The following is a 26,116-nucleotide window of genomic DNA, read 5'->3' as shown; positions in this document are numbered from 1 at the left end:
CAGGGCTTTTTTACGTTTGGAATTTGACAAAAAGAGTCTGACCTTCAAAATATCTCGCTATCTCGCTATCTCGCTATCTCGCTATCTCGCTATCTCGCTATCTCGCTATCTCGCTATCTCGCTATCTCGCTATCTCGCTATCTCGCTATCTCGCTATCTCGCTATCTCGCTATCTCGCTATCTCGCTATCTCGCTATCTCGCTATCTCGCTATCTCGCTATCTCATGGATACAAAAACGCCTAGCGTTTGCTAGGCGTTGATAAATAGTGTTTTTAATACATCGACTACAGTATTTGCTTAAGCACTCTATCGGCTTTCACACGAGTGATCTTACGAATCAACTTCTGAACTTCCATTGGGTAGCTTTCTACTTTGTCTAATTGCTTATAAGTACAGATAAGCTGAGTGTGCTGAAGGATATTATCGACTTCTGCCTGGAACTTGTCTGTTAGGTGGTGGTAGTTATCTTGGATAAAGATGCCGTTCTCTAGATCAAGCTTCCATGCACGTGGGTTTAGGTTATTACCTGTTAGTAGCATGTAGCGCTTATCTACCCAAATGCCCTTTAGATGGAAGCTATTGGAATCGTGTTGCCAAAGTCGAATTGATAGATTACGGCTAGCAATATGAGCTTCATTAGCTTTAGCGAAACGACGTAAATTTAATTCGTAAAGATATGGCAAACCACCAATTGTTTTAAATTCTTCTTCTGGTGAGATAAAGAAATCATTCGCTGTCTTATCGCCAACAACAATACTGACCTTTACGCCACGCTTAAGCGCTTTCTTCACTTCTTTAGCTAGGCTGGGTGGGAAGTTGAAATAAGGTGTGCAGATAAAGATTTCATCTTTAGCTTGAGCAACTAGTTGATTGATTCCCTGATTCAGGCGGTTACGTCTTTTACCGATACCGACTAGTGGCGTTATGGCAACTTGTTCAGGTGAAACATCTTGTCCATCGAACTGATATTGAGATCTTGCTAATGATGAACGGAACTGGCGAATCGCTGGTTTCAGTTCTTTGGTCACCGGCTTGTTCTTATCAGCCAGGTCATAAACAGCGCTGTCCGCAACCATCTGTTCGTGTACGTAGGCAAACATTGAGTCAGCAAGAGCCGCGTTGTTTAAAACGTGGTAACGATCAAAGCGATAGCGGTCATGGTAATTCAGGTAGATATTGTTAAGGCTTGCACCGCTGTATATTACGCTGTCATCGACGATAAAGCCCTTTAAGTGCAATACGCCAAAGACTTCTTTGCCGCGAACTGGGATACCATAGACAGGTACAGAGTGCTGATATTTTTCTGAAAACTCTTTATACATTGCAGCATTGCCTTCAGAAGACTCTGCACCAATCAATCCGCGCTGCGCTCGGTGCCAATCGACACAAACGCTTACGTCTAATTCTGGATTCTTTTGCTTTGCTTCATATAAGGCAGTTAGGATCTCACGGCCAGCCTCATCATCTTCAAGATACAAAGCGACTAAACTAATACGAGTCGTAGCGCGAGATATCTCATCAAGTAGGCGAGTTCGAAACTCTTGCGCTGATAGTAGTACTTCAAACTTGTCAGGATTCTGCGCTATGGTTGGCAACTGTATGAATGGATTCCTACTGGCAATCATATTGACTGTTTTACCTTAAAAATATGCAAAATTGCGAACCTTTAATTTTACCAAAGGGATAGTATCAAATACTAGATAATCGAGGCATTCTCTAACAATTTTGCTGATAATGCATAGGAATGAGATCTTTTCCGCTATTCGAATAGCGATCGTATAAAACTCTTAAACCATTTGGCAGGTCTTTAGGGTCTACTTGTATAAATTTGTGTCGCGCGTAAAAATTGGTGAGATGAGCGTACGCAAAGCAGTAATCGTTTTCCGTAAGCGTGTGTTGCGCGCAATAATCCATAAGTTGGGAGCCTAATTGCTTACCACGATGTTGTTTTGATATCGCCATACCGGTAAGTAAGCGATTATTTTCTATTGTACGAAAGCGCACGATCCCGCACAGCTCGTTATCCAGTAATAACGAATAGATCAGTTCACTCTTATTCGCTTTTCCCGTTGGGTAATGTTCTTTATAGAAACGTTTAACTAGGGGAACCTTTACTGGGTCTAATTGAGTAATGATGACATTGTTCATTCAGTCACTGCGCCATTGATTTATCTGCTGTAGAATGACACGCAGTGTAAGTTAATTGAATATCGCCATGCAATTCCATCTCAATGCTAGTTTAAAAAATGTTCATACTTTTTCCATCGATCAGACGTGTGATGCGTTGGTTGAAGTAACCACTATCGAAGAACTGATTTCGCTTTACAAAGACCCCAAATGGTCAGCTTTACCTAAGTTAATACTGGGTAAGGGCAGTAATATGCTTTTTACCGAGCACTTCGCTGGCCTGGTCATCGTGAATAAATTAGCCGGGATCGAGTTGACCGAGACGGACAGTCATCACCTACTGCATGTAAGTGGTGGCGAGGATTGGCCAAGCTTGGTTGGCTGGAGTGTAGATAAAGGGCTTGGTGGTTTAGAAAATCTAGCAATGATACCCGGCTGTTCAGGCTCTGCTCCGATTCAGAATATTGGCGCGTATGGTGTTGAACTGCAAGACGTATGCGATTATGTCGATATTCTATGTCTGGATACTTATACAGTTAAGCGATTAAGCAAAGAAGAGTGTCTCTTTGGTTACCGAGATTCTATTTTCAAGCACGCTCTCTACGATAAAGCGATTGTTGTTGCGATTGGTTTAACGTTGCCGAAAGAGTGGGAGCCATGTAATCACTATGGTCCGTTAAAAAGCCTAGCAGCCGATACGCTTTCTCCTCGCACCATATTTGATGAAGTGTGTACTATCCGTTCAAGTAAGCTGCCAGACCCTAGAGTGCAAGGTAATGCGGGCAGCTTCTTCAAAAACCCTGTGATCACCAAAGATCATTTTGATCGCCTGTTAGCTCTCTACCCAAGCATTGTCGGTTATGAGAATCATGACATGATCAAAGTTGCTGCTGGCTGGCTGATTGATCAATGCCAGTTCAAGGGCGTGACAGAAGGTGGCGCTCAGGTTCACCCTAACCAAGCATTGGTTATCATCAATTATGATGAGGCTTCTGCTATGGATATCCTTAAGCTTGCAGAGCGAGTGCGCCAGTCCGTCTTGAATAAATTCGATATTCGACTGGAACATGAAGTGCGCTTTATGGGACGAGACGGTGAGACAAACCTAGATAAGGCTTTGGAGTCATTAGCATGAGAGAACACAGTACCAAGCTTGCGCTATTGAGATGCCTTGCTGACGGTGAGTTTCATTCAGGTGAAGATCTGGGTGAAATGATTGGTGTATCACGGGCGGCTATCAGTAAGCATATTAAAGGTATTCAAGAGTGGGGTTTAGATATCTACCGAGTACAAGGCAAGGGTTACAAGCTAGCTAGCCGTTTAGATATGCTTGACCAAGAAAAATTGTCTGCAGTTAATCGCGATGCTTCTCTTGAACTCATTCCAATCATAGGTTCTACAAACCAACACCTATTAGAGCGCACTAACACCCTTGAATCGGGTTCTGTCTGTATTGCTGAATATCAAGCTGCAGGACGTGGACGTCGTGGGCGAGAATGGGTATCGCCATTCGGTGCAAACCTCTACCTTTCAATGTATTGGAGACTCGACGCAGGTATGGCTGCCGCGATGGGCTTAAGCCTTGTGGTTGGTGTAGCTGTTGTTGAAGCTTTGGAAGAGATGGGTGTAGAAGGTGTAAAGCTCAAATGGCCGAACGACCTTTACCATAATGATAAGAAGCTTGCTGGTATCTTGGTCGAGCTGTCAGGACAGTCTGGTGGCGCTGCTCATATTGTGATTGGTTTAGGGCTAAACCTATCCATGGATCCAACAACATCAGGTATCGGGCAGCCATGGACTTCTCTTAAAGAAGTGTGTGATGGGAAGGTGCCTGACCGTAATCAGCTAGCGCAGGCTTTAATAAATGCCTGGGATAAATCTCTTGCCGACTATGAGTTGAAAGGAATGTCTAATTTTGTCGAACGGTGGAACCGCTTAGATAATTTCTTAGGTCGCAACGTAAGGTTGATTATTGGACCTAGAGAAATTGAAGGTGTTGTTCAAGGCATCGATGAACAAGGCGCTGTATTGCTCAAAACTGAGAATGGTGTTGAGAGCTATATCGGTGGTGAGATATCGCTAAGAAAAGGCGACTAGGCGTTACTATTTTCTTAGTAACACTTCTTCAACCATATGATCTGCGCCTTTACGTAGAATCAAGTGAGCCCTTTCTCGTGTCGGAAGAATATTTTGTTCGAGGTTCAAGCCATTAATTGAACTCCAGATACCTTCCGCTTTATTCAATGCAGCTTGGTTCGATAATTTAGTGTAATGACTAAAGTAAGAGCCAGGCTTAGTAAACGCGCCATCGCGGAATTTCATAAAGCGATTGACGTACCATTCTTTAATTTGTTGGCTATCAGCGTCAACATAGAGTGAGAAATCAAGGAAGTCTGAAATAAATACCCGATGTGGCTCGTGCGGGTAGTTCATTCCGGTTTGTAAGACATTAAGTCCCTCAATAATAAGCACATCTGGTAGGTCGACGCTCTTAACGTCATCAGTAATGTTGTACGTAAGATGTGAGTAAACAGGAGCTGTGACATTTCTCTTGCATGCTTTCACATCAGAAACAAAGTTCACTAAACGCTTGATATCGTAAGACTCCGGAAAGCCCTTTTTGCTCATCAACCCTTTCTCTTCTAACACCTCATTCGGATACAAAAAGCCATCGGTTGTCACTAACTCAACTTTTGGATGGTTCTCCCAACGAGATAGTAGGGCTTTAAGCAGACGCGCAGTCGTACTTTTGCCAACGGCAACACTGCCCGCAATACCGATGATAAAAGGTGGCGCCTTCTCTTTCTTATCTAGAAATTGGTGGAGTACCGAGTTTCTATTCTGTCTGGCTGCTACATAGAGATTCAATAGACGAGATAGCGGTAAATAGATCTCTACTGCCTCTTCCATTGTGAGCTTTTCATTGATGCCTTGAAGCTCTTTTAAGTCGCTCTCAGAAAGTGTCATTGGAACTAAATTCCTTAGTTCAGACCAACGTTCGCGGTCAAATGACATAAATGGGCTCATACAAAACTCTATAGTGGATAACAAAACAAGTGCATGGAAAATACATCAAGCGATAGATAAATAAAATATCTTCCTGTACTAGATGCGGGTTAAAGACGTAAACCTTGAGCTAAATAGCTGTATGTAGGAGTTTGGTCAGAGAATTTTGCACTTTTTTTCAATTTGCTATTGCAAGGTGGAAAATCATTCAATAAAATGCGCCCCACTTGTGCCGACTTAGCTCAGTAGGTAGAGCAACTGACTTGTAATCAGTAGGTCACCAGTTCGATTCCGGTAGTCGGCACCACTTTCTCCCTTCCTATAAAGGAAAGCGAGAGAAAGCTCAAAATTTGGAGGGGTTCCCGAGTGGCCAAAGGGAGCAGACTGTAAATCTGCCGGCACTGCCTTCGATGGTTCGAATCCGTCTCCCTCCACCATATTCTAAAGGTTAAATAGCTCAAACAGAGTTACGTGTTGCGTGCATCGTATAATGGCTATTACCTCAGCCTTCCAAGCTGATGATGCGGGTTCGATTCCCGCTGCACGCTCCAACTCATTTTGTGTGCTGATATAGCTCAGTCGGTAGAGCGCACCCTTGGTAAGGGTGAGGTCCCCAGTTCGACTCTGGGTATTAGCACCAGTCTAAAGCTTCTTCTCCTTTAATAAAGAAAACCATTTTTTTGGTTGCGTGGTCTTATTTTAAGCCACCTAATCCGTACCTAGAGGGACACCCCATGTCTAAAGAAAAATTTGAACGTACGAAACCGCACGTAAACGTTGGTACTATCGGCCACGTTGACCACGGTAAAACAACTCTAACTGCTGCTATCTGTACTACACTTGCAAAAGTGTACGGCGGTGTTGCTAAAGATTTCGCATCTATCGATAACGCTCCAGAAGAGCGCGAGCGCGGTATCACAATCGCAACTTCTCACGTTGAGTACGATACTCCTGAACGTCACTACGCACACGTAGACTGTCCTGGACACGCCGATTATGTTAAAAACATGATCACTGGTGCTGCTCAAATGGACGGCGGTATCCTAGTTGTTGCTGCTACAGATGGCCCTATGCCACAAACTCGTGAGCACATCCTACTTGGTCGTCAAGTTGGTATCCCTTACATCATCGTATTCATGAACAAATGTGACATGGTTGATGACGAAGAGCTACTTGAGCTAGTAGAAATGGAAGTTCGTGAACTTCTTTCTGAGTACGAGTACCCAGGAGACGACCTTCCAGTAATTCAAGGTTCTGCACTTGGCGCTCTAAACGGCGAAAAGCAGTGGGAAGACAAGATCGTTGAGCTTGCAGAAGCACTAGATTCTTACATTCCACTTCCAGAGCGTGCTGTTGATCTACCGTTCCTACTTCCTATTGAAGATGTATTCTCAATCCAAGGTCGTGGTACAGTAGTTACTGGTCGTATCGAGCGCGGTATCCTACGCGTAGGTGACGAAGTAGAAATCGTTGGTATCAAAGAAACGACTCTTACTACTTGTACTGGTGTTGAAATGTTCCGTAAGCTGCTTGACGAAGGTCGTGCAGGTGAGAACGTTGGTGCACTTCTACGTGGTACTAAGCGTGATGACGTTGAACGTGGCCAAGTACTTTCTGCTAAAGGTTCAATCAACCCACACACTAAGTTTGAGTCTGAAGTATACGTACTTTCTAAAGACGAAGGCGGCCGTCACACTCCTTTCTTCAAGGGTTACCGTCCACAGTTCTACTTCCGTACAACTGACGTAACAGGCGACATCACTCTACCAGAAGGCGTAGAAATGGTAATGCCAGGTGACAACGTTCAAATGACTGTTGAGCTAATCGCTCCAATCGCAATGGACGAAGGTCTACGTTTCGCAATCCGCGAAGGTGGCCGTACAGTTGGTGCTGGTGTTGTAGCTAAAATCTTTGCATAAGATTTGACGAACCACTAGTAAAAAGGGCATCATTTGATGCCCTTTTTCTGCGCTGAAAAAAGAGTTGGGTGTTTTGGCATCAATTTTAGCTCTTAGCAAAGAATTAAACGGTCTTTTTGACTAAAATGACTGTTAGATGTGTTGTTTTGCAACGCAAAGGAATGTGCCCTGCAACAGCGGGGTTATTGTCGTCTATATTTAAGACTTATCACAGGTTGGTTTTATGAAAGCAAACGCTGAGACTCCTGATAGCTCAGGTGCAGCAGATACAATGAAGTGGGTAGTCGCTTTTGTACTGTTGGCAGCTGCTGTTGTGGGTAATTACCTGTATGGTGAATTGTCTGTTGTAATTCGCGCTGCAGGTGTAGTTGTGCTGATTGCTGCCGCACTAGGCGTTGCAGCAACAACAACTAAAGGTAAAGCTGCGATCGATTTTGCAAAAGAATCTCGTATGGAGATTCGTAAAGTTGTTTGGCCTACACGCCAAGAAACTATGCAAACTACATTGATCGTTTTAGCTGTATGTATTGTTATGTCTCTAGTGCTTTGGGGAATTGACGGCATTATGGTCCGTTTAGTTTCTCTAGCGACTGGGGTGTAGAGGGTTCTGATTCATGAGTGAAGCTCCAAAAAAACGTTGGTATGTAGTTCAAGCCTTTTCTGGCTATGAAGGTCGTGTATCTCAATCGTTACGCGAACATATTAAAATGCACGACATGGAAGAATTCTTTGGTGACGTTTTAGTACCTACTGAAGAAGTAGTGGAAATGCGTGCAGGTCAACGCCGTAAAAGCGAACGTAAGTTCTTCCCTGGCTACGTATTAGTGCAAATGATCATGAATGATGAATCATGGCACTTAGTACGCAGTATTCCTCGTGTTATGGGCTTCATTGGTGGTACCTCTGATCGTCCTGCACCAATCACTGACAAAGAAGCAGATGCTATCTTGAACCGTCTAGAGAAAGCGAGCGAGTCTCCACGTCCTAAGACAATGTTCGAAGCGGGTGAAGTGGTTCGTGTGAACGATGGTCCATTTGCTGACTTTAACGGTACTGTTGAAGAAGTGGATTACGAGAAGAGCCGCATTAAGGTATCTGTATCGATCTTTGGTCGTGCAACACCTGTTGAGCTTGAATTCGGTCAGGTTGAAAAACTAGACTAAGACTCGGTTAGTTTGAGTAAGCTGTTGATAACTATTTAACAAGCTGTTCAAAATGAAAGAGTATAAAAAATCACCTTTTTAGGGTTGTTAAAGGCGCGAATTATGATTATAATTTCGCGCCTTTTTACTTCTATCGAAGTAAGAAAGAGTTAATTGAAATTAAGGGGAGCTTGCCTTACGGCTAGCGCATGTACCCAAAAATTAGGAAATATCATGGCTAAGAAAGTTGAAGCTTATATCAAACTGCAAGTTGCAGCTGGTATGGCAAACCCAAGTCCACCGGTTGGTCCTGCTCTAGGTCAACACGGCGTGAACATCATGGAATTCTGTAAAGCGTTCAACGCAAAAACAGAATCTGTTGAGAAAGGTCTACCTACTCCAGTAGTAATTACTGTTTACAACGACCGTTCTTTCACGTTCGTAACTAAGACTCCACCTGCTGCTGTTCTTCTTAAGAAAGCTGCTGGCGTTAAGTCTGGTTCTGGTCGTCCAAACACTGAAAAAGTGGGCACAGTAACTGACGCTCAAATCCAAGAAATCGCAGAAACTAAAGCTGCTGATATGACTGGTGCTGACATCGAAGCAATGAAGCGTTCTATTGCTGGTACTGCTCGTTCAATGGGCCTAGTGGTAGAGGGATAAGATCATGGCAAAACTTACTAAGCGTATGCGCGTAATCCGCGACAAAGTTGACTCAACTAAAGAATACGAAATCAACGAAGCTGTTGCTCTTCTTAAAGAACTAGCGACTGCTAAATTCGTTGAGTCTGTAGACGTTGCTGTTAACCTAGGCATCGATGCTCGTAAATCTGACCAAAACGTTCGTGGCGCAACTGTGCTACCTCACGGTACTGGCCGTGACATCCGCGTTGCTGTTTTCACTCAAGGTGCAAACGCAGAAGCAGCTAAAGCTGCTGGCGCAGATATCGTTGGTATGGAAGATCTTGCTGAGCAAGTGAAAAAAGGCGAAATGAACTTCGACGTAGTTGTTGCTTCTCCAGATGCAATGCGTGTTGTTGGTCAACTAGGTACAATCCTAGGTCCACGCGGCCTTATGCCAAACCCTAAAGTTGGTACTGTAACTCCTAACGTTGCTGAAGCGGTTAAGAACGCTAAAGCTGGTCAGGTTCGTTACCGTAACGACAAGAACGGTATCATCCACACTACTATCGGCAAAGCATCTTTCGAAGCTAACCAGCTTCAAGAGAACCTAGAAGCACTTCTAGTTGCTCTTAAGAAAGCTAAGCCTTCTTCAGCGAAAGGTACTTTCCTGAAGAAAGTAAGCATCTCTACTACAATGGGTGCTGGTGTTACTGTTGATCAAGCTAGTCTTGACACTCAAGCAAACTAATTTGCTTCGGCGCAGATTTAGTGTATAATTCTGCGCCTAATATTTGTGGTTGGGTGGTTTTTGAAGCAATTCAGGTCATCCGTCCCAAGACCGTAGGCGCTGTACTCTTCGGAGATATGGCTTAATAAAACCTACGTAGGCGATGTTGTGGTTTGAAGTGAATTTATTCATTTTTAAATAACATCGTAAACGCTCATTACATTTTGTATGAGTGCTGTAATCACAACCAGAGGTTAATCCAAATGGCTTTAAATCTTCAAGACAAAAAAGCAATTGTTGCTGAAGTCAACGAAGCTGCCAGTGGTGCACTTTCTGCAGTTGTAGCTGATTCTCGTGGCGTTACTGTTGGCGCAATGACTTCTCTACGTAAACAAGCTCGCGAAGCGGGTGTTTACATGAGAGTTGTTCGTAACACACTAGCACGCCGTGCGATTCAGGGTACAGACTACGAGTGTCTAACTGACACTTTCACTGGTCCAACTCTGATCGCATTCTCTAATGAGCACCCAGGTGCTGCAGCGCGTCTTTTCAAAGACTTCGCTAAAGAGAATAAAGATTTCGAGATCAAAGCTGCTGCATTTGAAGGCGCAGTTACTGATGCTGAAGTACTAGCGACACTACCAACTTACGACGAAGCTATCGCACGCCTAATGATGTGCATGAAAGAAGCTTCTGCTGGCAAGCTGGTTCGTACTATCGCTGCTGTTCGCGACCAAAAAGAAGAAGCTGCGGCTTAAGCCTTGCTTTTCACTGGTTGCTATTTAAACTTATTGTTGACTTAAAAGAGAATTGTTATGTCTATTACTAACGAGCAAATCCTAGACGCAGTTGCAGAAATGTCTGTAATGCAAGTTGTTGAGCTTATCGAAGCTATGGAAGAAAAATTCGGTGTTACTGCTGCTGCTGCAGTTGTAGCTGGTGGTGCTTCTGCTGAAGCTGCTGCTGAGCAAACTGAATTCGACGTAATCCTAACTGCTGCTGGCGCTAACAAAGTACAAGTTATCAAAGCTGTACGTGGCGCAACTGGCCTAGGTCTTAAAGAAGCTAAAGGTCTTGTAGACTCAGCTCCTGCAGCGCTTAAAGAAGGCGTTGACAAAGCTGAAGCTGAAGCTCTTAAAGCACAGCTAGAAGAAGCTGGCGCTTCTGTTGAAATCAAGTAATTATTACTTAATTTCTTAGCCGCAAGGCTAATGGCTGGTGGTTTATTAACCACCGGCCTTTTTGCGCTGTAGGGCTATGACGAATTTTCCGCTGTTTAACCGTCATAATCCGAGCAAAAAAACAGTCATTTTTTCGAAATGATTGTTCACTACAGTAAACAGCTGTTTGTCACCGCCCCCTCTTGAAGAGTGTTTTGGGTGGTTTGGGTCACTTATCAGCGAGCTGAGGAACCCCATGGTTTACTCTTATACCGAGAAAAAGCGCATCCGTAAGGATTTTGGTACTCGTCCACAAGTTTTGGACATTCCATACCTGTTATCGATCCAGCTTGATTCTTTCGACAAATTCATCGAACAGGATCCAGAAGGTCAATACGGTCTTGAAGCTGCTTTCCGTTCTGTATTTCCAATTCAGAGCTACAACGGCAATTCTGAGCTGCAATACGTTAGCTACCGTCTTGGTGAGCCAGTTTTTGACGTTAAAGAATGTCAAATCCGCGGTGTAACTTACTCAAAGCCACTACGCGTAAAACTACGTCTAGTTATCTTTGATCGAGACGCACCAGCAGGCACTGTAAAAGACATTAAAGAACAAGAAGTCTACATGGGCGAAATTCCGCTTATGACAGACAATGGTACTTTCGTAATTAATGGTACCGAGAGGGTTATCGTATCCCAGCTGCACCGAAGCCCAGGCGTGTTCTTCGACAGTGATAAGGGTAAGACCCACTCATCAGGTAAAGTTCTTTATAACGCACGTGTAATTCCTTACCGTGGCTCATGGTTAGACTTTGAGTTCGATCCTAAGGATAACTTATTCGTACGTATCGACCGTCGTCGTAAGCTACCAGCATCGATTATTCTTCGTGCACTTGGTAAGTCGACTGAAGAGATCCTAGATCTGTTCTTCGACAAGGTGAACTTCGAAGTTAAAGACCAAACTCTACTTATGGAGTTGGTTCCTGATCGTCTACGCGGTGAAACTGCGTCATTCGACATCGAAGCAAACGGCAAAACTTACGTTGAGACTGGTCGTCGTGTTACTGCTCGTCATATCCGTCAACTTGAAAAAGATGGCGTTGAGCACATCGAAGTACCAGTAGAGTACATCGTTGGTAAAGTTGCATCTAAAGATTACATCAATGAAGCAACTGGCGAGATCATCGTTGGCGCGAACCAAGAGATTAGCCTAGAAGCACTTGCTAACCTATCTCAAGCAGGTCACAAGGCTCTACAAACTCTGTTTACGAATGACCTAGATCACGGTCCATTCATGTCAGACACTCTACGTGCAGATAGCACAGTAGATCGCATCTCTGCATTGGTAGAAATCTACCGCATGATGCGTCCTGGCGAGCCACCAACGAAAGAAGCTGCAGAGTCTCTATTCGAAAGCCTATTCTTCTCTGAAGAACGTTACGACCTATCAACTGTAGGCCGTATGAAGTTCAACAGCTCTATCGAGCGTGAAGAAGAAGAAGAGCGCGGTACTCTGGATGAATCAGACATCATCGAAGTGATGAAGAAACTGATTGGTATCCGTAACGGTATTGGCGAAGTGGACGATATCGACCACCTTGGCAACCGTCGTATCCGTTCTGTAGGTGAAATGGCAGAAAACCAATTCCGTGTTGGTCTAGTTCGTGTAGAACGTGCCGTTAAAGAACGTCTAAGCCTTGGTGACCTTGATGCAATCATGCCTCAAGATCTTATCAACGCTAAGCCGATCTCTGCTGCAGTTAAAGAATTCTTTGGCTCTTCACAGCTTTCACAGTTTATGGACCAAAACAACCCATTGTCAGAAGTTACGCACAAACGTCGTATCTCTGCTTTAGGTCCTGGTGGTCTTACTCGTGAGCGCGCAGGCTTCGAAGTACGTGACGTTCACGTAACTCACTACGGTCGTCTATGTCCGATCGAAACGCCTGAAGGTCCAAACATCGGTCTAATTAACTCGCTATCTGCGTTTGCACGTTGTAACGATTACGGTTTCCTAGAAACTCCGTACCGTCGTGTAGTAGATGGTGTAGTAACAGAAGAAGTTGATTACCTGTCTGCAATCCAGGAAGGTCAATTCGTAATCGCGCAAGCAAACACCATTCTTACTGAAGAAGGTACGTTTGCAGATGAGCTAATCACAGCTCGTCAAAAAGGTGAATCTGGTCTTCACCCACGCGATCACGTTGACTACATGGACGTTGCGACAAACCAAGTAGTATCTATCGCTGCTTCGCTTATCCCGTTCCTAGAACACGATGATGCGAACCGTGCATTGATGGGTGCGAACATGCAACGTCAAGCTGTACCAACACTTAAGGCTGATAAGCCTCTAGTAGGTACTGGTATTGAACGTAACATCGCAGTTGACTCTGGTGTTACAGCTGTTGCTAAACGTGGTGGTCAAGTTCAGTCTGTAGACGCTTCTCGTATCGTAGTTAAGGTTAACGAAGATGAATTGGTACCTGGCGAAGCTGGTATCGATATCTACAACCTAACTAAGTACACGCGTTCGAACCAAAACACATGTATTAACCAACGTCCAACTGTACTTCCTGGTGAACCAGTTGCACGCGGCGATGTTCTTGCTGATGGTCCTTCAACAGACCTTGGTGAACTAGCTCTTGGCCAAAACATGCGTATCGCATTCATGCCTTGGAATGGTTACAACTTCGAAGACTCGATCTTAGTATCTGAGCGCGTAGTTCAAGAAGACCGTTTCACGACAATCCACATCCAAGAACTATCTTGTGTGGCTCGTGATACTAAGCTGGGTTCTGAAGAGATCACGGCTGATATTCCAAACGTAGGTGAGTCTGCTCTGTCTAAACTAGACGAGTCAGGTATCGTTTACATTGGTGCTGAAGTTAAGGGTGGCGACATCCTAGTTGGTAAAGTAACCCCTAAAGGTGAAACTCAACTGACTCCTGAAGAGAAGCTACTACGTGCTATCTTCGGTGAGAAAGCATCTGATGTTAAAGATACTTCTCTACGTGTACCAAACTCTGTTTCGGGTACTATCATCGATGTACAAGTCTTCACTCGCGATGGCGTAGAGAAAGACAAACGTGCACTTGAAATCGAACAGATGCAGCTTAAAGAAGCTAAGAAAGACCTAACTGAAGAGTTCCAAATTCTTGAGGGTGGCCTTCTTAACCGTGTTAAAGCTGTACTTCTGTCTGGTGGTTACTCTGAAGCTAAGCTTGATACTATCGGTCGTAAGCAATGGCTAGAGCAAGTTCTAGAAGACGATGCGCTACAAACACAGCTTGAGCAACTTGCTGAGCAGTGGGATGAGCTAAAAGCAGACTTCGATAAGAAGTTTGAAACTAAGCGTCGTAAAATCACTCAAGGTGATGATCTAGCGCCTGGCGTTCTTAAGATTGTTAAAGTTTACCTAGCGGTTAAACGTCGTATCCAGCCTGGTGATAAGATGGCCGGTCGTCACGGTAACAAAGGTGTAATCTCTAAGATTAACCCTGTTGAAGACATGCCATACGATGAGAAAGGTCAGCCTGTAGACATCGTACTTAACCCGCTGGGTGTACCATCGCGTATGAACATCGGTCAGATCCTAGAAGTTCACTTAGGTTTGGCTGCGAAAGGTATCGGTGACAAGATCAACCAAATGGTTAAGGAACAACAAGAACTGCATAAGTTCCGTGAGTTCCTACAGAAGGTTTATGATCTTGGTGATACTCGTCAGAAAGTTGATATTGCTGAACTGTCTGATGATCAAGTGCGTACACTGATTAAGAACCTACGTGGCGGTCTACCGATTGCTACTCCTGTGTTCGACGGTGCTTCTGAGTCTCTAATCAAAGAACTACTTAAACTGGGTGATCTGCCAGAATCTGGTCAGCTTAAACTGTTTGATGGTCGTACTGGTGATTCGTTTGAGCGTCCTGTAACTGTTGGTTACATGTACATGCTGAAACTGAACCACTTGGTTGATGACAAGATGCATGCTCGTTCAACTGGTTCTTACAGCCTAGTAACTCAGCAACCACTTGGTGGTAAAGCTCAGTTCGGTGGTCAGCGTTTCGGTGAGATGGAAGTATGGGCACTAGAAGCATACGGTGCTGCATATACTCTACAAGAAATGCTAACAGTTAAGTCGGATGACGTTAACGGCCGTACTAAGATGTATAAGAACATCGTAGATGGCAACCATAGCATGGAACCTGGCATGCCAGAGTCGTTCAACGTACTGTTGAAAGAGATTCGCTCGCTAGGTATCAACATCGAGCTAGAAGACGAAGAGTAATCCCTCTTTTTTATAAAGAAGATTGGATTACTTGGTAAAGGGGGCTCACTTTAGTCGGTGAGCTCCTTTAACTCCTTACAGGAGCTGAACGTGAAAGACTTATTAAACTTTCTAAAAGCACAGCATAAGACCGAAGAATTTGATGCAATCAAAATCGGTCTATCTTCACCAGACACGATCCGTTCGTGGTCTTTTGGTGAAGTTAAAAAGCCAGAAACAATTAACTATCGTACGTTCAAACCTGAACGTGATGGTCTGTTCTGTGCACGTATTTTTGGTCCAGTTAAAGACTACGAATGTCTTTGTGGCAAATATAAGCGCCTGAAGCACCGTGGTGTTATCTGTGAGAAGTGTGGCGTTGAAGTTACACAAACTAAAGTTCGTCGTGACCGTATGGGCCACATCGAGCTTGCTTCACCAGTTGCTCACATCTGGTTCCTAAAATCACTACCGTCTCGTATCGGTCTACTAATGGATATCCCTCTACGTGATATCGAACGTGTTCTTTACTTCGAAATGTACGTAGTAACTGAACCGGGTATGACTGATCTAGAAAAATCTCAGATGCTTACTGAAGAAGAGTATCTGGATCGTCTAGAAGAGTGGGGTGACGAATTCACTGCTAAGATGGGTGCTGAAGCGATCAAAGATCTGCTTTCAACAATGGACCTTCATCAAGAAGTGGAAGAAATGCGCGAAGAGTTGGAAACAACTAACTCTGAAACTAAGCGTAAGAAAGTTACTAAGCGTTTGAAGCTAGTTGAAGCGTTCATCTCGTCAGGCAACAAGCCTGAGTGGATGATCCTAACTGTACTTCCAGTGCTACCGCCAGATCTTCGTCCTCTAGTACCTCTAGATGGCGGTCGTTTTGCGACTTCAGATCTGAACGACCTTTACCGTCGTGTGATTAACCGTAACAACCGTTTGAAGCGTCTTCTAGAGCTAGCGGCTCCAGACATCATCGTACGTAACGAAAAACGTATGCTGCAAGAGTCTGTTGATGCCCTTCTAGATAACGGTCGTCGCGGTCGTGCGATCACGGGTTCTAATAAGCGTCCTCTGAAATCTCTTGCTGATATGATCAAGGGTAAGCAAGGTCGTTTCCGTCAGAACCTTCTAGGTAAACGTGTAGACTACTCTGGCCGTTCTGTAATCACAGTAGGTCCATACCTTCGTCTACATCAGTGTGGTCTTCCTAAGAAGATGGCACTTGAGCTATTTAAGCCGTTCATCTACAGCAAGCTAGAGACTCGTGGCATGGCTACGACAATCAAAGCTGCTAAGAAAATGGTAGAGCGCGAAGAAGCGATCGTTTGGGATATCCTAGACGAAGTTATCCGTGAACACCCAGTACTGCTTAACCGTGCACCTACACTTCACCGTCTAGGTATCCAAGCGTTTGAACCAGTACTAATCGAAGGTAAAGCGATTCAGCTTCACCCACTAGTGTGTGCGGCATACAACGCCGACTTCGATGGTGACCAAATGGCTGTACACGTGCCTCTAACTCTAGAAGCACAGCTTGAAGCTCGTACCCTAATGATGTCGACGAATAACATTCTGTCGCCAGCATCAGGTGATCCGATCATCGTACCTTCTCAGGACGTTGTATTGGGTCTTTACTACATGACACGTGACAAGATCAACGTGAAAGGTGAAGGTATGTACCTTGCTGGCCCTGCTGAGGCTGAAAAGGCATACCGTACTAAGACTGCTGAGCTACACGCTCGCGTTAAAGTACGTATCACTGAAACAGTAGTAGACGAAGACGGCAATAGCACAACAAATACTGGTCTAGTAGATACGACCGTAGGTCGTGCAATGCTATGGCAGATCGTTCCTAAAGGCCTTCCGTACAGCATCGTTAACCAAAAGTTAGGTAAGAAGCAGATCTCTACTCTTCTTAACGAGTGTTACCGTAAGCTTGGTCTAAAAGATACAGTAGTATTTGCTGACCAAATCATGTACGCAGGTTTCGCATACGCGGCTCTTTCTGGTGTTTCTGTAGGTATCAACGATATGGTTGTTCCTCAAGCGAAATACGACGAGATCGAATCTGCTGAAGAAGAAGTTCGCGAAATCCAAGAGCAATTCCAATCTGGTCTTGTTACTGCGGGTGAGCGTTACAACAAAGTTATCGATATCTGGGCATCTACGAATGACCGCGTTGCGAAAGCAATGATGGATAACCTATCTTCTGAAACAGTTATTAACCGTGACGGCGAAGAAGAACAGCAAGAATCGTTCAACAGCATCTACATGATGGCCGACTCGGGCGCACGTGGTTCTGCAGCTCAGATTCGTCAGCTAGCAGGTATGCGTGGTCTGATGGCGCGTCCAGATGGTTCAATCATCGAAACGCCGATCACTGCGAACTTTAAAGAAGGTCTAAACGTCCTTCAGTACTTTATCTCAACGCACGGTGCTCGTAAGGGTCTTGCGGATACAGCACTGAAAACAGCAAACTCGGGTTACCTAACTCGTCGTCTAGTAGACGTTGCTCAAGACGTTGTAGTACACGAACATGACTGTGGCACGCATGAAGGTATCGACATGATGCCTCACATCGAAGGTGGTGACGTTAAAGTTGCACTTTCTGAGCTTGCTCTTGGTCGTGTAGTAGCTGAAGACGTTCTTAAGCCTGGTACTGAAGATGTACTGATTCCACGTAATACTCTGATTGATGAGAAGTGGTGTCAAATCATGGAAGACAACTCAGTAGATAGCATGAAAGTGCGCTCTGTTGTTACCTGTGATGCAGACTTCGGTTGTTGTGCACAGTGTTACGGTCGTGACCTAGCACGTGGCCACCTAGTAAACCAAGGTGAAGCAGTTGGTGTTATCGCTGCACAATCTATCGGTGAACCGGGTACACAGCTAACGATGCGTACGTTCCACATCGGTGGTGCGGCATCTACTGCAGCAGCAGAGAACAGCATCCAAGCTAAGACAACTGGTACTGTGAAGCTTCACAACGCTAAGTTCGTAACTAACAAAGATAAGAAACTGGTTATCACTTCTCGTGCATCTGAGATGACGATTATTGATGAATTCGGCCGTACTAAAGAGAAGCACAAACTTCCTTACGGTTCGATGCTAACCAAAGGCGACAACGCAGCAGTTACTGCTGGTGAAGTTGTAGCTAACTGGGAAGCGCATACCATGCCAATCATCACTGAAGTGGCAGGTCGTATCCAATTCGTAGATATGATCGATGGTATTACAGTTTCTCGTAACACTGACGATCTAACGGGTCTTTCTTCAAGTGAAGTTACAGACGCAGCAGCTCGCCCAGCAGCAGGTAAAGATATGCGTCCAGCTATCAAACTTGTTGATGAGCAAGGTAACGACGTAATGATCCCTGGTACTGATATGCCAGCTCACTACTTCCTACCTGGCAAAGCGATTGTAAACATCGAAGATGGCGCTGAAGTTGGCATTGGTGACACACTATCTCGTATCCCTCAAAAATCGAGCGGAAACAAAGATATCACCGGTGGTCTACCACGCGTAGCTGACCTATTCGAAGCTCGTAAGCCTAAAGAGCCTGCGATCCTTGCTGAGCACACAGGTACTGTGTCTTTCGGTAAAGAAACGAAAGGTAAGCGTCGTCTAGTAATCACTCGTGAAGGCGGTGACGCTTACGAAGAGATGATTCCTAAGCATCGTCAATTGAACGTGTTCGAAGGTGAGAAGATTGAACGTGGTGATGTAATCGCCGACGGTCCTGAAACTCCACACGATATCCTGCGTCTACGTGGTATCCACGCAGTAACTCAGTACATCGCGAACGAAGTTCAAGAAGTTTACCGCTTACAAGGCGTAAAGATTAACGATAAGCACATCGAGACTATCGTTCGTCAAATGCTACGTAAGTGTACAATCACTCATTCTGGTGACTCTCCGTTCCTACCTGGCGAACAAGTTGAGTACCACAATGTTAAGATTGCTAACCGTAAGCTAGAAGCTGAAGGTAAAGAACTAGTACGTTTCGAACGTGATCTACTAGGTATTACTAAAGCATCTCTTGCAACTGAGTCATTCATCTCAGCTGCATCGTTCCAAGAAACGACTCGCGTACTAACAGAAGCTGCGGTTTCTGGTAAGCGTGATGACCTTCGCGGTCTGAAAGAGAACGTAATTGTTGGTCGCCTGATTCCAGCTGGTACTGGTTTCGCATACCACCAAGAGCGTCAAAAGCAACGTGAAGAAGAGCAAGAAGGTCCTTCAGCTGAACAAGCTACTGACAATCTAGCAGCACTTCTAAACGCTGGTTTCTCTTCAGAAGAGTAAGCTCTACGAGTAGTCTCTAAGAGATAAGAAAAAGGCACCTTCGGGTGCCTTTTTTGTATCTGGCGTATAGGTGTTTAACGAGAGGCTTATAGATTAGAAGTTGATAGGTATGCTTGCTTGTCGATTGCTTGGCTGGTGGACTTAGTCGATAGTACTTTCTCGAAGGCAGCTTGCGTGTTTATAGGGAGGCGCTGAGGATGAAACCGGTGAGAAGTGTTACGTCGGGTTATCGCAAAACATCAGAGTAGCGACGAACCAATAGGCTCTGGTAAAAGAGTTGGATCTGTTAGGTAACGCTACAGACAAAACAAAAAGCTTGCACAGAGGCAAGCTTAGAAGATGTTAAGCCATTAAGCTCCTGGTGGAACCGCTAGGCTGTCGGCAATTTGTTGTATCAGCTGGTCTTCAACCGCAAACCTAGCCTCAAGTATCTCACCTATGAGTGATAGCTCACTATCAAAGCTTTCTAATGTATCGGTCGCTTCAATGGCAGCGTATTTATCGGTGAAGTTGAGCAGTGGATCGGTGGTAAGAACGATATGACCATAAGATTGGTTGATTTCGTCTGTTGCTTTGAAGCCAGTAGACTGCCATTTGTCCATCACCATGTCATAGATTTTGAAATGACCTTCGGAGATGTAATCAACAAGATGTTGGCTGAATTTTTGGAGTTCTTCTGGAGAAGGCAGTTCGGTGATTGCAGTTGCTTTCGACGATGAAGGCTGTAGAGCGGCAAGCTTACAATACTCAACGATTAGAGACTGTCGAGTTTCGAGCCAATGATCGATGACCTCATTAGAGCCACCCCATTGTTCTTGTATTTGTTTGAATTTATTTAGCATGACCATGTCCTCATGATCTGATCACAACCTTGTGATCAAGTAATTGCCTAAGCAGGGTCCGTTTTATTGGTAGCTACTAAAAGTAATAGCTTGAAATATTCTCTGCTACAACTCTAGTATGAAATTAGATTGCCAGTAAAATGAACGAACTGCAAGCAATGAGGTATAGGGATGTTAAAAAAAAGTGATAACAAAATGACAGAGCAAGCTTATTGGTGCGTCGTTTCTGGTAGTGATATTTGGGTTAATAATGATCAGTTTCCGTTTGGCTCTGCTGAAGAGCTAGGGCTGAGTGCGGAGCATGCAATCTGTATTGGTCAGCATCAAGGTCGCAAGGTGTATTGGCTCAATGATTGTGATGTGGAGAATGAGCTGAGCATGGTCAGCCTAAGAGAGTTACTGCACTGGCCTGAAGCGAGTTTCTTGACTGCAAGCAAAGCCATCCAATATGGGCACATGACGCAAAGTATGCGTTTTTGTCCTCAGTGTGGCGGTCGTAATCACCTCAATCACAATCAGGTAGCGATGCAATGCGGAGACTGCCGAACACTTCATTATCCTCGTATCTTCCCGTGTATCATTGTCGCTGTACGTAACGACAACAAGATATTGCTTGCACAGCACCCTAGACATAAAACTGGTATGTATACCGTGATAGCGGGCTTCCTAGAGGTTGGAGAGACCTTAGAACAGTGTGTGGCAAGAGAAGTCAAAGAAGAAACGGGTATCGATGTCGATAATATTCGTTACTTTGGCAGCCAGCCATGGGCGTTTCCGTCGAGTATGATGATGGCCTTTCTGGCTGATTATGCTGGTGGTACGCTTAAGCCTGATTACAGCGAACTATCGGATGCTCAATGGTTTGACGTAACAAGCCTGCCGGATGTCGCTCCAGTTGGAACAATTGCGAGACAATTGATTGATAAAACAGTCGATGACGTGATGAAAGATGCAGTGACGGAGCAGGCGCTCGAGCACTAATTGGCCTGTGATGGTATTTGGCCTATGGGTGGTCAAAAGCTAAAAAAAACCCTCCACAAGTGGAGGGGGTAAGTAAGATGTCGTTATGAGATGCTGAGTAGTGACTACTCAGATGTTATAATTGTAATTTTCGCTAGCGAACAAATTTTTAACATGCGCCTGCAATTGGGTGCAAATTAAGCATTGATTTAAAAGTTAATAACTTGATCTAGGTTGCAAAGCACACAGCTTTTACCCCTCAATCAGTGTTAGAATACTTGCTATCAAAACTAGACAAGATTGAATTGGAATTGAACGGAATGACCGAATTAAAAAATGATCGCTATTTACGCGCACTTTTAAAGCAGCCTGTTGATTGCACTCCAGTATGGATGATGCGCCAAGCGGGTCGCTATCTTCCTGAATACAAAGCAACGCGCGCTGAAGCGGGCGATTTCATGTCTTTGTGCAAGAATGCGGAACTAGCATCAGAAGTAACACTTCAGCCTTTACGTCGTTTCCCGCTTGATGCGGCAATCTTGTTCTCTGACATCCTAACGATCCCTGATGCAATGGGCTTAGGCTTGTACTTTGAAACTGGTGAAGGTCCTAAGTTTGAGCGTCCTATCACATGTAAAGCCGACGTAGAGAAGATTGGACTACCTGATCCAGAAGGTGAGCTTCAATACGTAATGAATGCTGTTCGTCAGATCCGTAAAGATCTGAAAGGCGAAGTGCCATTGATTGGTTTCTCTGGTAGCCCTTGGACACTGGCAACTTACATGGTTGAAGGCAGCAGCTCGAAGGCGTTTACTAAGATCAAGAAGATGATGTACGCAGAGCCACAAACACTGCATTTACTTCTAGATAAACTCGCTGACACCGTGATTGAATACCTGAACGCGCAAATTAAAGCGGGTGCTCAATCAGTAATGGTATTTGATACATGGGGTGGTGTACTGACGCCGCGTGACTACAACCTGTTTTCACTACAGTACATGCATAAAATTGTCGATGGCCTAATCCGTGAAAACGAAGGTCGCCGTGTACCGGTTACCCTGTTCACTAAAAACGGTGGCATGTGGTTAGAATCTATCGCAGCGACTGGCTGTGATGCAGTTGGCCTAGACTGGACAATCAACATCGCAGATGCAAAAGCGCGTATTGGCGATAAAGTGGCTCTACAAGGCAACATGGATCCATCAGTACTTTACGCACAACCTGAGCGTATTCGCGAAGAAGTCGGCACTATCCTTGAAGGTTTTGGTGACGGTGGTACAGGTCACGTATTTAACCTTGGCCACGGTATTCACCTAGATGTGCCACCAGAAAATGCTGGTGTATTTGTGGACGCAGTTCACGACCTATCTAAGCCATACCATAAGTAATTCAGTATGTGTTTTTAGAAAAAGCGCTGTCGAGAAATCGGCAGCGCTTTTTTATTATCTGTTTATCTACATCCAATATCGGCTTAATCATCGTGGATGTGCAGCTAATTAGGTATTTGGATCATAGTAGGCCAAATGCTCCGAGATGTGCTTTTGGATGTAAGGAATAACGTCACTCTCAAACCAAGGGTTCTTCTTGAGCCAGATATTATTGCGTGGCGAAGGGTGAGGTAGCGGTAAAAAATCAGGTGCCCAAACCTGCCAGTTACGTACTGTTTCTGTGAGCGTACTGGTGGTTTTATTTGTTAGGTAATGGTTTTGTGCGTACTGACCAATCAGCAGTGTCATTTGGATGTTGGGTAGCGATTTCAGCACTTTGTTATGCCAAAGCTCCGCACACTCCTTACGTGGTGGGAGATCGCCACTCTTTCCCTTTCCCGGGTAACAAAACCCCATAGGCACAATCGCAACTTTTTGCTCGTCGTAAAAAGTATCGCTATCTATCCCTAACCATCCTCTTAATCGTTCGCCACTGGCGTCATTCCAAGGTATCGACGACTCATGCACCTTAATCCCCGGCGCTTGACCTATTATCAGCAAGCGCGCGTTTGGGTGTGCTTGAATCACCGGGTTAGCACCGTGTGATAGGTGAGGCTCACAAGCTCGGCATTGTCGAATCTCTTTAAGTAACGAAGAGGACATCAGTAACCTTTATCAAAATCGATGACATGATTAAGTGTAAAGCCATCTCGCCACTGTTGGTAATTCTCTGCGAAGATCTCGACCACTTGTCTTGGTTCACTGAGTGCAGCGATGTGTGGAGTGATGGTGACTTGCGGTAGTGTCCAAAACGGGTGTTCTTGCGTGAGGGGTTCGCATTCAAATACATCCAAGAAAGCGTGTTCAACCCATTTATTCTTAATCGCAAGCAGTAACGCTTTATTGTCTACGCTTTCCCCGCGACCCACATTAAACAGCAATACGTTAGAGCAGTAGCTTAAGGTGGTTTGATTCAACAACTGATAGGTTTCGGTTGTTGATGGCAAGGTGTTGACCACAATATCGGCCTGCTTAAGGGCTGACCCTATCTCATTGATGTGGAACGTCTCTTTAAAGGTTTCTTGTTTGGATGGGATACCCGTACGGTTGACACCTATGGTATGAATACCAAAAGCCGTCGCGGTTTTTGCCAAATGACTGCCGATTGAACCTGTTCCTAAAATCACCATAGTTTTGTCAGTTAGGCTAGTATAAAGCTGTGGCTGCCAGTTTCGTTGTTGTTGATGCTGGTGGTAATGAGGGAAGTGTCTACAGTGACTGATTGTGTAACCTAACACGTATTCTGCGATAGCTGGGCCAAAGATGCCTTTGACGTTGGTTAGAGTATAGTCCTGACGCAAATCTGGCTGAGTGAGTTTATTGATTCCAGCATAGGTACTCTGTACCCAGTCTAGGTCTTTAAACTCGCCGAGGCGCTCTGCGATTAGAGGTGGTGACGCCAAGACAATCTGTGCTGATTCGGGGTTTTGAGTGATTTCTAGGTCGGGTAAATCTTGGTTTAGAATCAGTTGCGTATAGGTATCGTCATGCTCAGTAAGAATATAGAGCTTATTCGTAAAATTGTTCATCGGCTTACCTTTTCCCCCCAGGGTTTATCAAGTACACTTTCGCTGTCTTTTTCTGCAATTATTGAGTGACTATGCTTCAGAATCCACTGCAGGTTCGTCTTGAAAAGTTAGAACCTTGGCAACAAATTACCTTTATGGCGTGTCTATGTGAGCGTATGTACCCTAACTATGCCATGTTTTGTGAGAATACAGAATTTGCGGAAGCTCGAATCTATCGTGATGTTTTGGATAGCATTTGGGAAATCCTGACGGTTAAAACAGCAAAGGTGAACTTTGAGCGTCAACTTGAGAAGGTTGAAGAGCTATTCCCTAGCGGTGATGATTTTGATTTTTATGGTGTTTACCCAGCAATGGACGCGTGCCAAGGCCTAGCAACGCTCATTCATGGTCTGCTTGACCGTGAACATATGTTGGAAGCGGTAATTAAAGTGAGTCAACAATCTGTGAAGACGGTTGCTGAGCTTGAGTTTGCTCAAGGCGCTGAAGAAGTGACGAACGAAAACCAGAAAGAAAACGAAGCGGTATGTGAAGAGTGGGACGTTCAGTGGGCCATTTTCCGACCTCTACGTGAAACGACTGAACGTGACTTAGAGCTGATCAAAGACCTACGCCACGAACTGCGTGAAGACCCAGTCAGTAACATTGGTGTGGCGTTATAATTCGTTATCGCACCAAAGTACGTATAAAAACAAAGGCTCCCTAGGGAGCCTTTGTTGTATCTGACGATATCAAATTTAGATTAAGCGTCTTTATTGTCTTCGTTCTGCACTTTGTCTTTTGATGCCTTATCTTTTGATGATTCGTCGTCTGCAGGAGTTTCTTCCTCTAGCTCGTCCTCGTCATCGCGGTTTTCGATAACACCGTGTGTCTCTTTCCACTTTTCCCAGCGTTGGAACGCCAGTTCTTGCATGTCAGTCGTCTTATCCGCTTCGTCGACAATCTCTTCGCCCACTAGGTGTTCAAAGATATCTTCTAGGGTGATGATGCCTTGAATGGTGCCGTACTCGTCCACAACTAGAGACAGTTGCAGGCGGTTTGCCATCATCTGGTCAAAGGCCTTAGCCAAGCCCATGTTGTTCAGCAACACGTGGATAGGGCGCATTACTTCACCCAGAGCTTTCTCACCACAACCCGCTTGCTGCAATCTAAACAGCTCTAAGCGGTGAACAAAACCGATGATGTTGTCACTCTGCTCGCTGTAAACCAGCGGACGTGAGAATGGCGTGTCTTTATGTTGCTCTAGGAACGTATTCACACTCATTTCCGCATCAACACGGAATACTACTGGGCGCGGTGTCATTACCTGAGTCACGGGTACATCTTGAATACCCAACAGGTTGCTCAGGATTTTTGACTCGCCTTCTGCAAACTCGCCGCTCTCTTTTGCCAAAATCGCCATCGCAGATAGCTCATCACGCATTTTTGGTGCTTGGTGGCCACGAGCAAGGCGTTTGGTGATCTGTTCTGAGAACCAGACAAATGGTGTTAGGAAGAACACCATCCAACGAAGCACGCTTGCTGAAGCCGGAGCAAGTTGACGCCAGTAGGTTGCACCAATGGTTTTTGGAACAATCTCAGACAAAACCAAAATACCTAGAGTGAGCACGGCAGAGAAAACACCTAACCATTGGCTACCAAAAACGACAGACGCTTGTGCACCCGCTGTCGCAGCACCGATAGTATGCGCGATGGTGTTGAGCGTTAAAATTGACGCAAGCGGGCGGTCAATATCTGTTTTCAGTTTGTCTAGAGACTCTGCTGCAGGGTGCCCATTTTGCTTTAGTTGAGCAATGTAGCTCGGACTAATACTCAAAAGTACAGCTTCCAAAACAGAACAAATGAAAGAAACTCCAATAGCAATGGAGATATAAATAGTTAGCAGCAGCATGTTTGCCCTTAAATTAAATTGTACGCTTTAGCAGCGATTCAGCGTGGATTATAGTGACAAAGTAGTGGCTAGGACATCATTAATTTTGCTCTCAGCCCCTTTTAAACAAGGGCTTGCTTAATAAAA

Annotated in this window: 22 protein-coding genes and 4 tRNA genes; 19 read left to right on the top strand and 7 right to left on the bottom strand. The window is 44.8% G+C overall.

Annotation, left to right across the window (positions count from 1 at the left end):
* Positions 1-16: 16 nt before the first annotated feature.
* Positions 17-244 (top strand): hypothetical protein, encoded by a 228-nt coding sequence (locus tag ITG09_15515; protein UPR52053.1) that lies wholly within the window; start codon positions 17-19, stop codon positions 242-244.
* A gap of 41 nt (positions 245-285) precedes the next feature.
* Here the strand turns inward: ITG09_15515 and pssA are convergent, their stop codons facing one another.
* Positions 286-1,626, bottom strand: a complete 1,341-nt coding sequence (gene pssA / locus ITG09_15510) for a CDP-diacylglycerol--serine O-phosphatidyltransferase (GenBank protein ID UPR52052.1) — start codon at positions 1,624-1,626, stop codon at positions 286-288.
* A gap of 91 nt (positions 1,627-1,717) precedes the next feature.
* On the bottom strand, positions 1,718-2,149 hold the full coding sequence (locus tag ITG09_15505) for a GNAT family N-acetyltransferase (GenBank protein UPR52051.1): 432 nt from the start codon (positions 2,147-2,149) through the stop codon (positions 1,718-1,720).
* 67 nt (positions 2,150-2,216) lie between these two features.
* Between ITG09_15505 and murB the strand changes: the two genes are divergently transcribed.
* Together murB and birA are read left to right on the top strand one after the other, a co-directional pair.
* On the top strand, positions 2,217-3,263 hold the full coding sequence (gene murB, locus ITG09_15500) for a UDP-N-acetylmuramate dehydrogenase (GenBank protein UPR52050.1): 1,047 nt from the start codon (positions 2,217-2,219) through the stop codon (positions 3,261-3,263).
* Complete coding sequence (birA, locus tag ITG09_15495) at positions 3,260-4,225, top strand: bifunctional biotin--[acetyl-CoA-carboxylase] ligase/biotin operon repressor BirA (protein ID UPR52049.1); 966 nt, start codon at positions 3,260-3,262, stop codon at positions 4,223-4,225. The genes murB and birA overlap by 4 nt, the downstream gene beginning before the upstream one ends.
* A gap of 6 nt (positions 4,226-4,231) precedes the next feature.
* Here birA and ITG09_15490 read toward each other — a convergent pair whose 3' ends face one another.
* A complete protein-coding gene (locus ITG09_15490) occupies positions 4,232-5,155 on the bottom strand; it encodes a type I pantothenate kinase (protein UPR52048.1) in 924 nt (307 codons plus the stop codon).
* Between the two features lie 210 nt (positions 5,156-5,365).
* On the opposite strand from ITG09_15490, the gene ITG09_15485 reads away from it, so the two are divergent.
* The 13 genes from ITG09_15485 (at position 5,366) to rpoC (ending at position 19,284) form a co-directional block, all read left to right on the top strand.
* Positions 5,366-5,441: transfer RNA gene (locus tag ITG09_15485), tRNA-Thr, on the top strand.
* 45 nt (positions 5,442-5,486) lie between these two features.
* Positions 5,487-5,571, top strand: a tRNA-Tyr gene (locus ITG09_15480).
* A gap of 39 nt (positions 5,572-5,610) precedes the next feature.
* Positions 5,611-5,685: transfer RNA gene (locus ITG09_15475), tRNA-Gly, on the top strand.
* A gap of 13 nt (positions 5,686-5,698) precedes the next feature.
* Positions 5,699-5,774 (top strand) — tRNA-Thr (locus ITG09_15470).
* Positions 5,775-5,868: 94 nt separating this feature from the next.
* A complete protein-coding gene (gene tuf, locus ITG09_15465) occupies positions 5,869-7,053 on the top strand; it encodes an elongation factor Tu (protein UPR52047.1) in 1,185 nt (394 codons plus the stop codon).
* 223 nt (positions 7,054-7,276) lie between these two features.
* Positions 7,277-7,654, top strand: coding sequence for a preprotein translocase subunit SecE (gene secE / locus ITG09_15460; protein ID UPR52046.1), 378 nt, complete (start codon positions 7,277-7,279; stop codon positions 7,652-7,654).
* Between the two features lie 13 nt (positions 7,655-7,667).
* On the top strand, positions 7,668-8,216 hold the full coding sequence (nusG, locus tag ITG09_15455) for a transcription termination/antitermination protein NusG (protein UPR52045.1): 549 nt from the start codon (positions 7,668-7,670) through the stop codon (positions 8,214-8,216).
* Positions 8,217-8,429: 213 nt separating this feature from the next.
* The gene (rplK, locus tag ITG09_15450) at positions 8,430-8,858 is read left to right on the top strand and encodes a 50S ribosomal protein L11 (protein UPR52044.1); all 429 of its coding nucleotides are present in this window, start codon (positions 8,430-8,432) and stop codon (positions 8,856-8,858) included.
* Between the two features lie 4 nt (positions 8,859-8,862).
* A complete protein-coding gene (rplA, locus tag ITG09_15445) occupies positions 8,863-9,567 on the top strand; it encodes a 50S ribosomal protein L1 (protein UPR52043.1) in 705 nt (234 codons plus the stop codon).
* Positions 9,568-9,809: 242 nt separating this feature from the next.
* On the top strand, positions 9,810-10,304 hold the full coding sequence (rplJ, locus tag ITG09_15440; GenBank protein UPR52042.1) for a 50S ribosomal protein L10: 495 nt from the start codon (positions 9,810-9,812) through the stop codon (positions 10,302-10,304).
* A gap of 57 nt (positions 10,305-10,361) precedes the next feature.
* Positions 10,362-10,727 (top strand): 50S ribosomal protein L7/L12, encoded by a 366-nt coding sequence (gene rplL, locus ITG09_15435; protein ID UPR52041.1) that lies wholly within the window; start codon positions 10,362-10,364, stop codon positions 10,725-10,727.
* A 235-nt stretch (positions 10,728-10,962) separates the two neighbouring features.
* Positions 10,963-14,991, top strand: a complete 4,029-nt coding sequence (rpoB, locus tag ITG09_15430) for a DNA-directed RNA polymerase subunit beta (GenBank protein ID UPR52040.1) — start codon at positions 10,963-10,965, stop codon at positions 14,989-14,991.
* Positions 14,992-15,081: 90 nt separating this feature from the next.
* Positions 15,082-19,284, top strand: coding sequence for a DNA-directed RNA polymerase subunit beta' (gene rpoC, locus ITG09_15425; GenBank protein UPR52039.1), 4,203 nt, complete (start codon positions 15,082-15,084; stop codon positions 19,282-19,284).
* Between the two features lie 350 nt (positions 19,285-19,634).
* Here the strand turns inward: rpoC and rsd are convergent, their stop codons facing one another.
* Positions 19,635-20,132 (bottom strand): sigma D regulator, encoded by a 498-nt coding sequence (gene rsd / locus ITG09_15420; protein ID UPR52038.1) that lies wholly within the window; start codon positions 20,130-20,132, stop codon positions 19,635-19,637.
* Positions 20,133-20,297: 165 nt separating this feature from the next.
* Here rsd and nudC point away from each other — a divergent pair, with 165 nt between their 5' ends.
* Both nudC and hemE read left to right on the top strand, forming a co-directional pair.
* On the top strand, positions 20,298-21,107 hold the full coding sequence (gene nudC, locus ITG09_15415) for an NAD(+) diphosphatase (protein UPR52037.1): 810 nt from the start codon (positions 20,298-20,300) through the stop codon (positions 21,105-21,107).
* 299 nt (positions 21,108-21,406) lie between these two features.
* Complete coding sequence (gene hemE / locus ITG09_15410) at positions 21,407-22,474, top strand: uroporphyrinogen decarboxylase (GenBank protein UPR52036.1); 1,068 nt, start codon at positions 21,407-21,409, stop codon at positions 22,472-22,474.
* Between the two features lie 108 nt (positions 22,475-22,582).
* Here the strand turns inward: hemE and ITG09_15405 are convergent, their stop codons facing one another.
* Positions 22,583-23,176: a uracil-DNA glycosylase family protein gene (locus tag ITG09_15405; protein ID UPR52035.1), complete on the bottom strand. Its 594-nt coding sequence runs from the start codon at positions 23,174-23,176 to the stop codon at positions 22,583-22,585.
* Positions 23,176-24,102 (bottom strand): D-2-hydroxyacid dehydrogenase, encoded by a 927-nt coding sequence (locus tag ITG09_15400; GenBank protein UPR52034.1) that lies wholly within the window; start codon positions 24,100-24,102, stop codon positions 23,176-23,178. Before ITG09_15400 ends, ITG09_15405 begins: the two co-directional genes overlap by 1 nt.
* Positions 24,103-24,173: 71 nt before the next feature.
* Here ITG09_15400 and ITG09_15395 point away from each other — a divergent pair, with 71 nt between their 5' ends.
* Positions 24,174-24,761, top strand: a complete 588-nt coding sequence (locus tag ITG09_15395; protein ID UPR52033.1) for a DUF416 family protein — start codon at positions 24,174-24,176, stop codon at positions 24,759-24,761.
* Positions 24,762-24,841: 80 nt separating this feature from the next.
* On the opposite strand, the gene ITG09_15390 is transcribed toward ITG09_15395, so the two are convergent.
* Positions 24,842-25,990 (bottom strand): HlyC/CorC family transporter, encoded by a 1,149-nt coding sequence (locus ITG09_15390; protein UPR52032.1) that lies wholly within the window; start codon positions 25,988-25,990, stop codon positions 24,842-24,844.
* Positions 25,991-26,116: the final 126 nt, after the last annotated feature.

The organism is Vibrio cyclitrophicus, from assembly GCA_023206055.1.
Classification (GTDB): Bacteria; Pseudomonadota; Gammaproteobacteria; order Enterobacterales; family Vibrionaceae; genus Vibrio; species Vibrio cyclitrophicus_A.
The sequence above is the reverse complement of the archived record's forward strand: the minus strand, read 5'-3'. Positions and strand labels throughout refer to the sequence as shown.

Excerpts from the sequence above, each read along its gene's own strand:
- nusG (UPR52045.1), top strand. The coding sequence starts at position 7,668 with ATGAGTGAAGCTCCAAAAAAACGTTGGTATGTAGTTCAAGCCTTTTCT.
- ITG09_15390 (UPR52032.1), bottom strand. The coding sequence starts at position 25,990 with ATGCTGCTGCTAACTATTTATATCTCCATTGCTATTGGAGTTTCTTTC.
- ITG09_15400 (UPR52034.1), bottom strand. The coding sequence starts at position 24,102 with ATGAACAATTTTACGAATAAGCTCTATATTCTTACTGAGCATGACGAT.
- hemE (UPR52036.1), top strand. The coding sequence starts at position 21,407 with ATGACCGAATTAAAAAATGATCGCTATTTACGCGCACTTTTAAAGCAG.
- rplA (UPR52043.1), top strand. The coding sequence starts at position 8,863 with ATGGCAAAACTTACTAAGCGTATGCGCGTAATCCGCGACAAAGTTGAC.
- secE (UPR52046.1), top strand. The coding sequence starts at position 7,277 with ATGAAAGCAAACGCTGAGACTCCTGATAGCTCAGGTGCAGCAGATACA.
- nudC (UPR52037.1), top strand. The coding sequence starts at position 20,298 with ATGTTAAAAAAAAGTGATAACAAAATGACAGAGCAAGCTTATTGGTGC.
- murB (UPR52050.1), top strand. The coding sequence starts at position 2,217 with ATGCAATTCCATCTCAATGCTAGTTTAAAAAATGTTCATACTTTTTCC.
- ITG09_15490 (UPR52048.1), bottom strand. The coding sequence starts at position 5,155 with ATGAGCCCATTTATGTCATTTGACCGCGAACGTTGGTCTGAACTAAGG.
- rsd (UPR52038.1), bottom strand. The coding sequence starts at position 20,132 with ATGGTCATGCTAAATAAATTCAAACAAATACAAGAACAATGGGGTGGC.
- tuf (UPR52047.1), top strand. The coding sequence starts at position 5,869 with ATGTCTAAAGAAAAATTTGAACGTACGAAACCGCACGTAAACGTTGGT.
- ITG09_15405 (UPR52035.1), bottom strand. The coding sequence starts at position 23,176 with ATGTCCTCTTCGTTACTTAAAGAGATTCGACAATGCCGAGCTTGTGAG.
- rpoB (UPR52040.1), top strand. The coding sequence starts at position 10,963 with ATGGTTTACTCTTATACCGAGAAAAAGCGCATCCGTAAGGATTTTGGT.
- ITG09_15505 (UPR52051.1), bottom strand. The coding sequence starts at position 2,149 with ATGAACAATGTCATCATTACTCAATTAGACCCAGTAAAGGTTCCCCTA.
- rplJ (UPR52042.1), top strand. The coding sequence starts at position 9,810 with ATGGCTTTAAATCTTCAAGACAAAAAAGCAATTGTTGCTGAAGTCAAC.
- pssA (UPR52052.1), bottom strand. The coding sequence starts at position 1,626 with ATGATTGCCAGTAGGAATCCATTCATACAGTTGCCAACCATAGCGCAG.
- rplK (UPR52044.1), top strand. The coding sequence starts at position 8,430 with ATGGCTAAGAAAGTTGAAGCTTATATCAAACTGCAAGTTGCAGCTGGT.
- rplL (UPR52041.1), top strand. The coding sequence starts at position 10,362 with ATGTCTATTACTAACGAGCAAATCCTAGACGCAGTTGCAGAAATGTCT.
- ITG09_15395 (UPR52033.1), top strand. The coding sequence starts at position 24,174 with ATGCTTCAGAATCCACTGCAGGTTCGTCTTGAAAAGTTAGAACCTTGG.
- birA (UPR52049.1), top strand. The coding sequence starts at position 3,260 with ATGAGAGAACACAGTACCAAGCTTGCGCTATTGAGATGCCTTGCTGAC.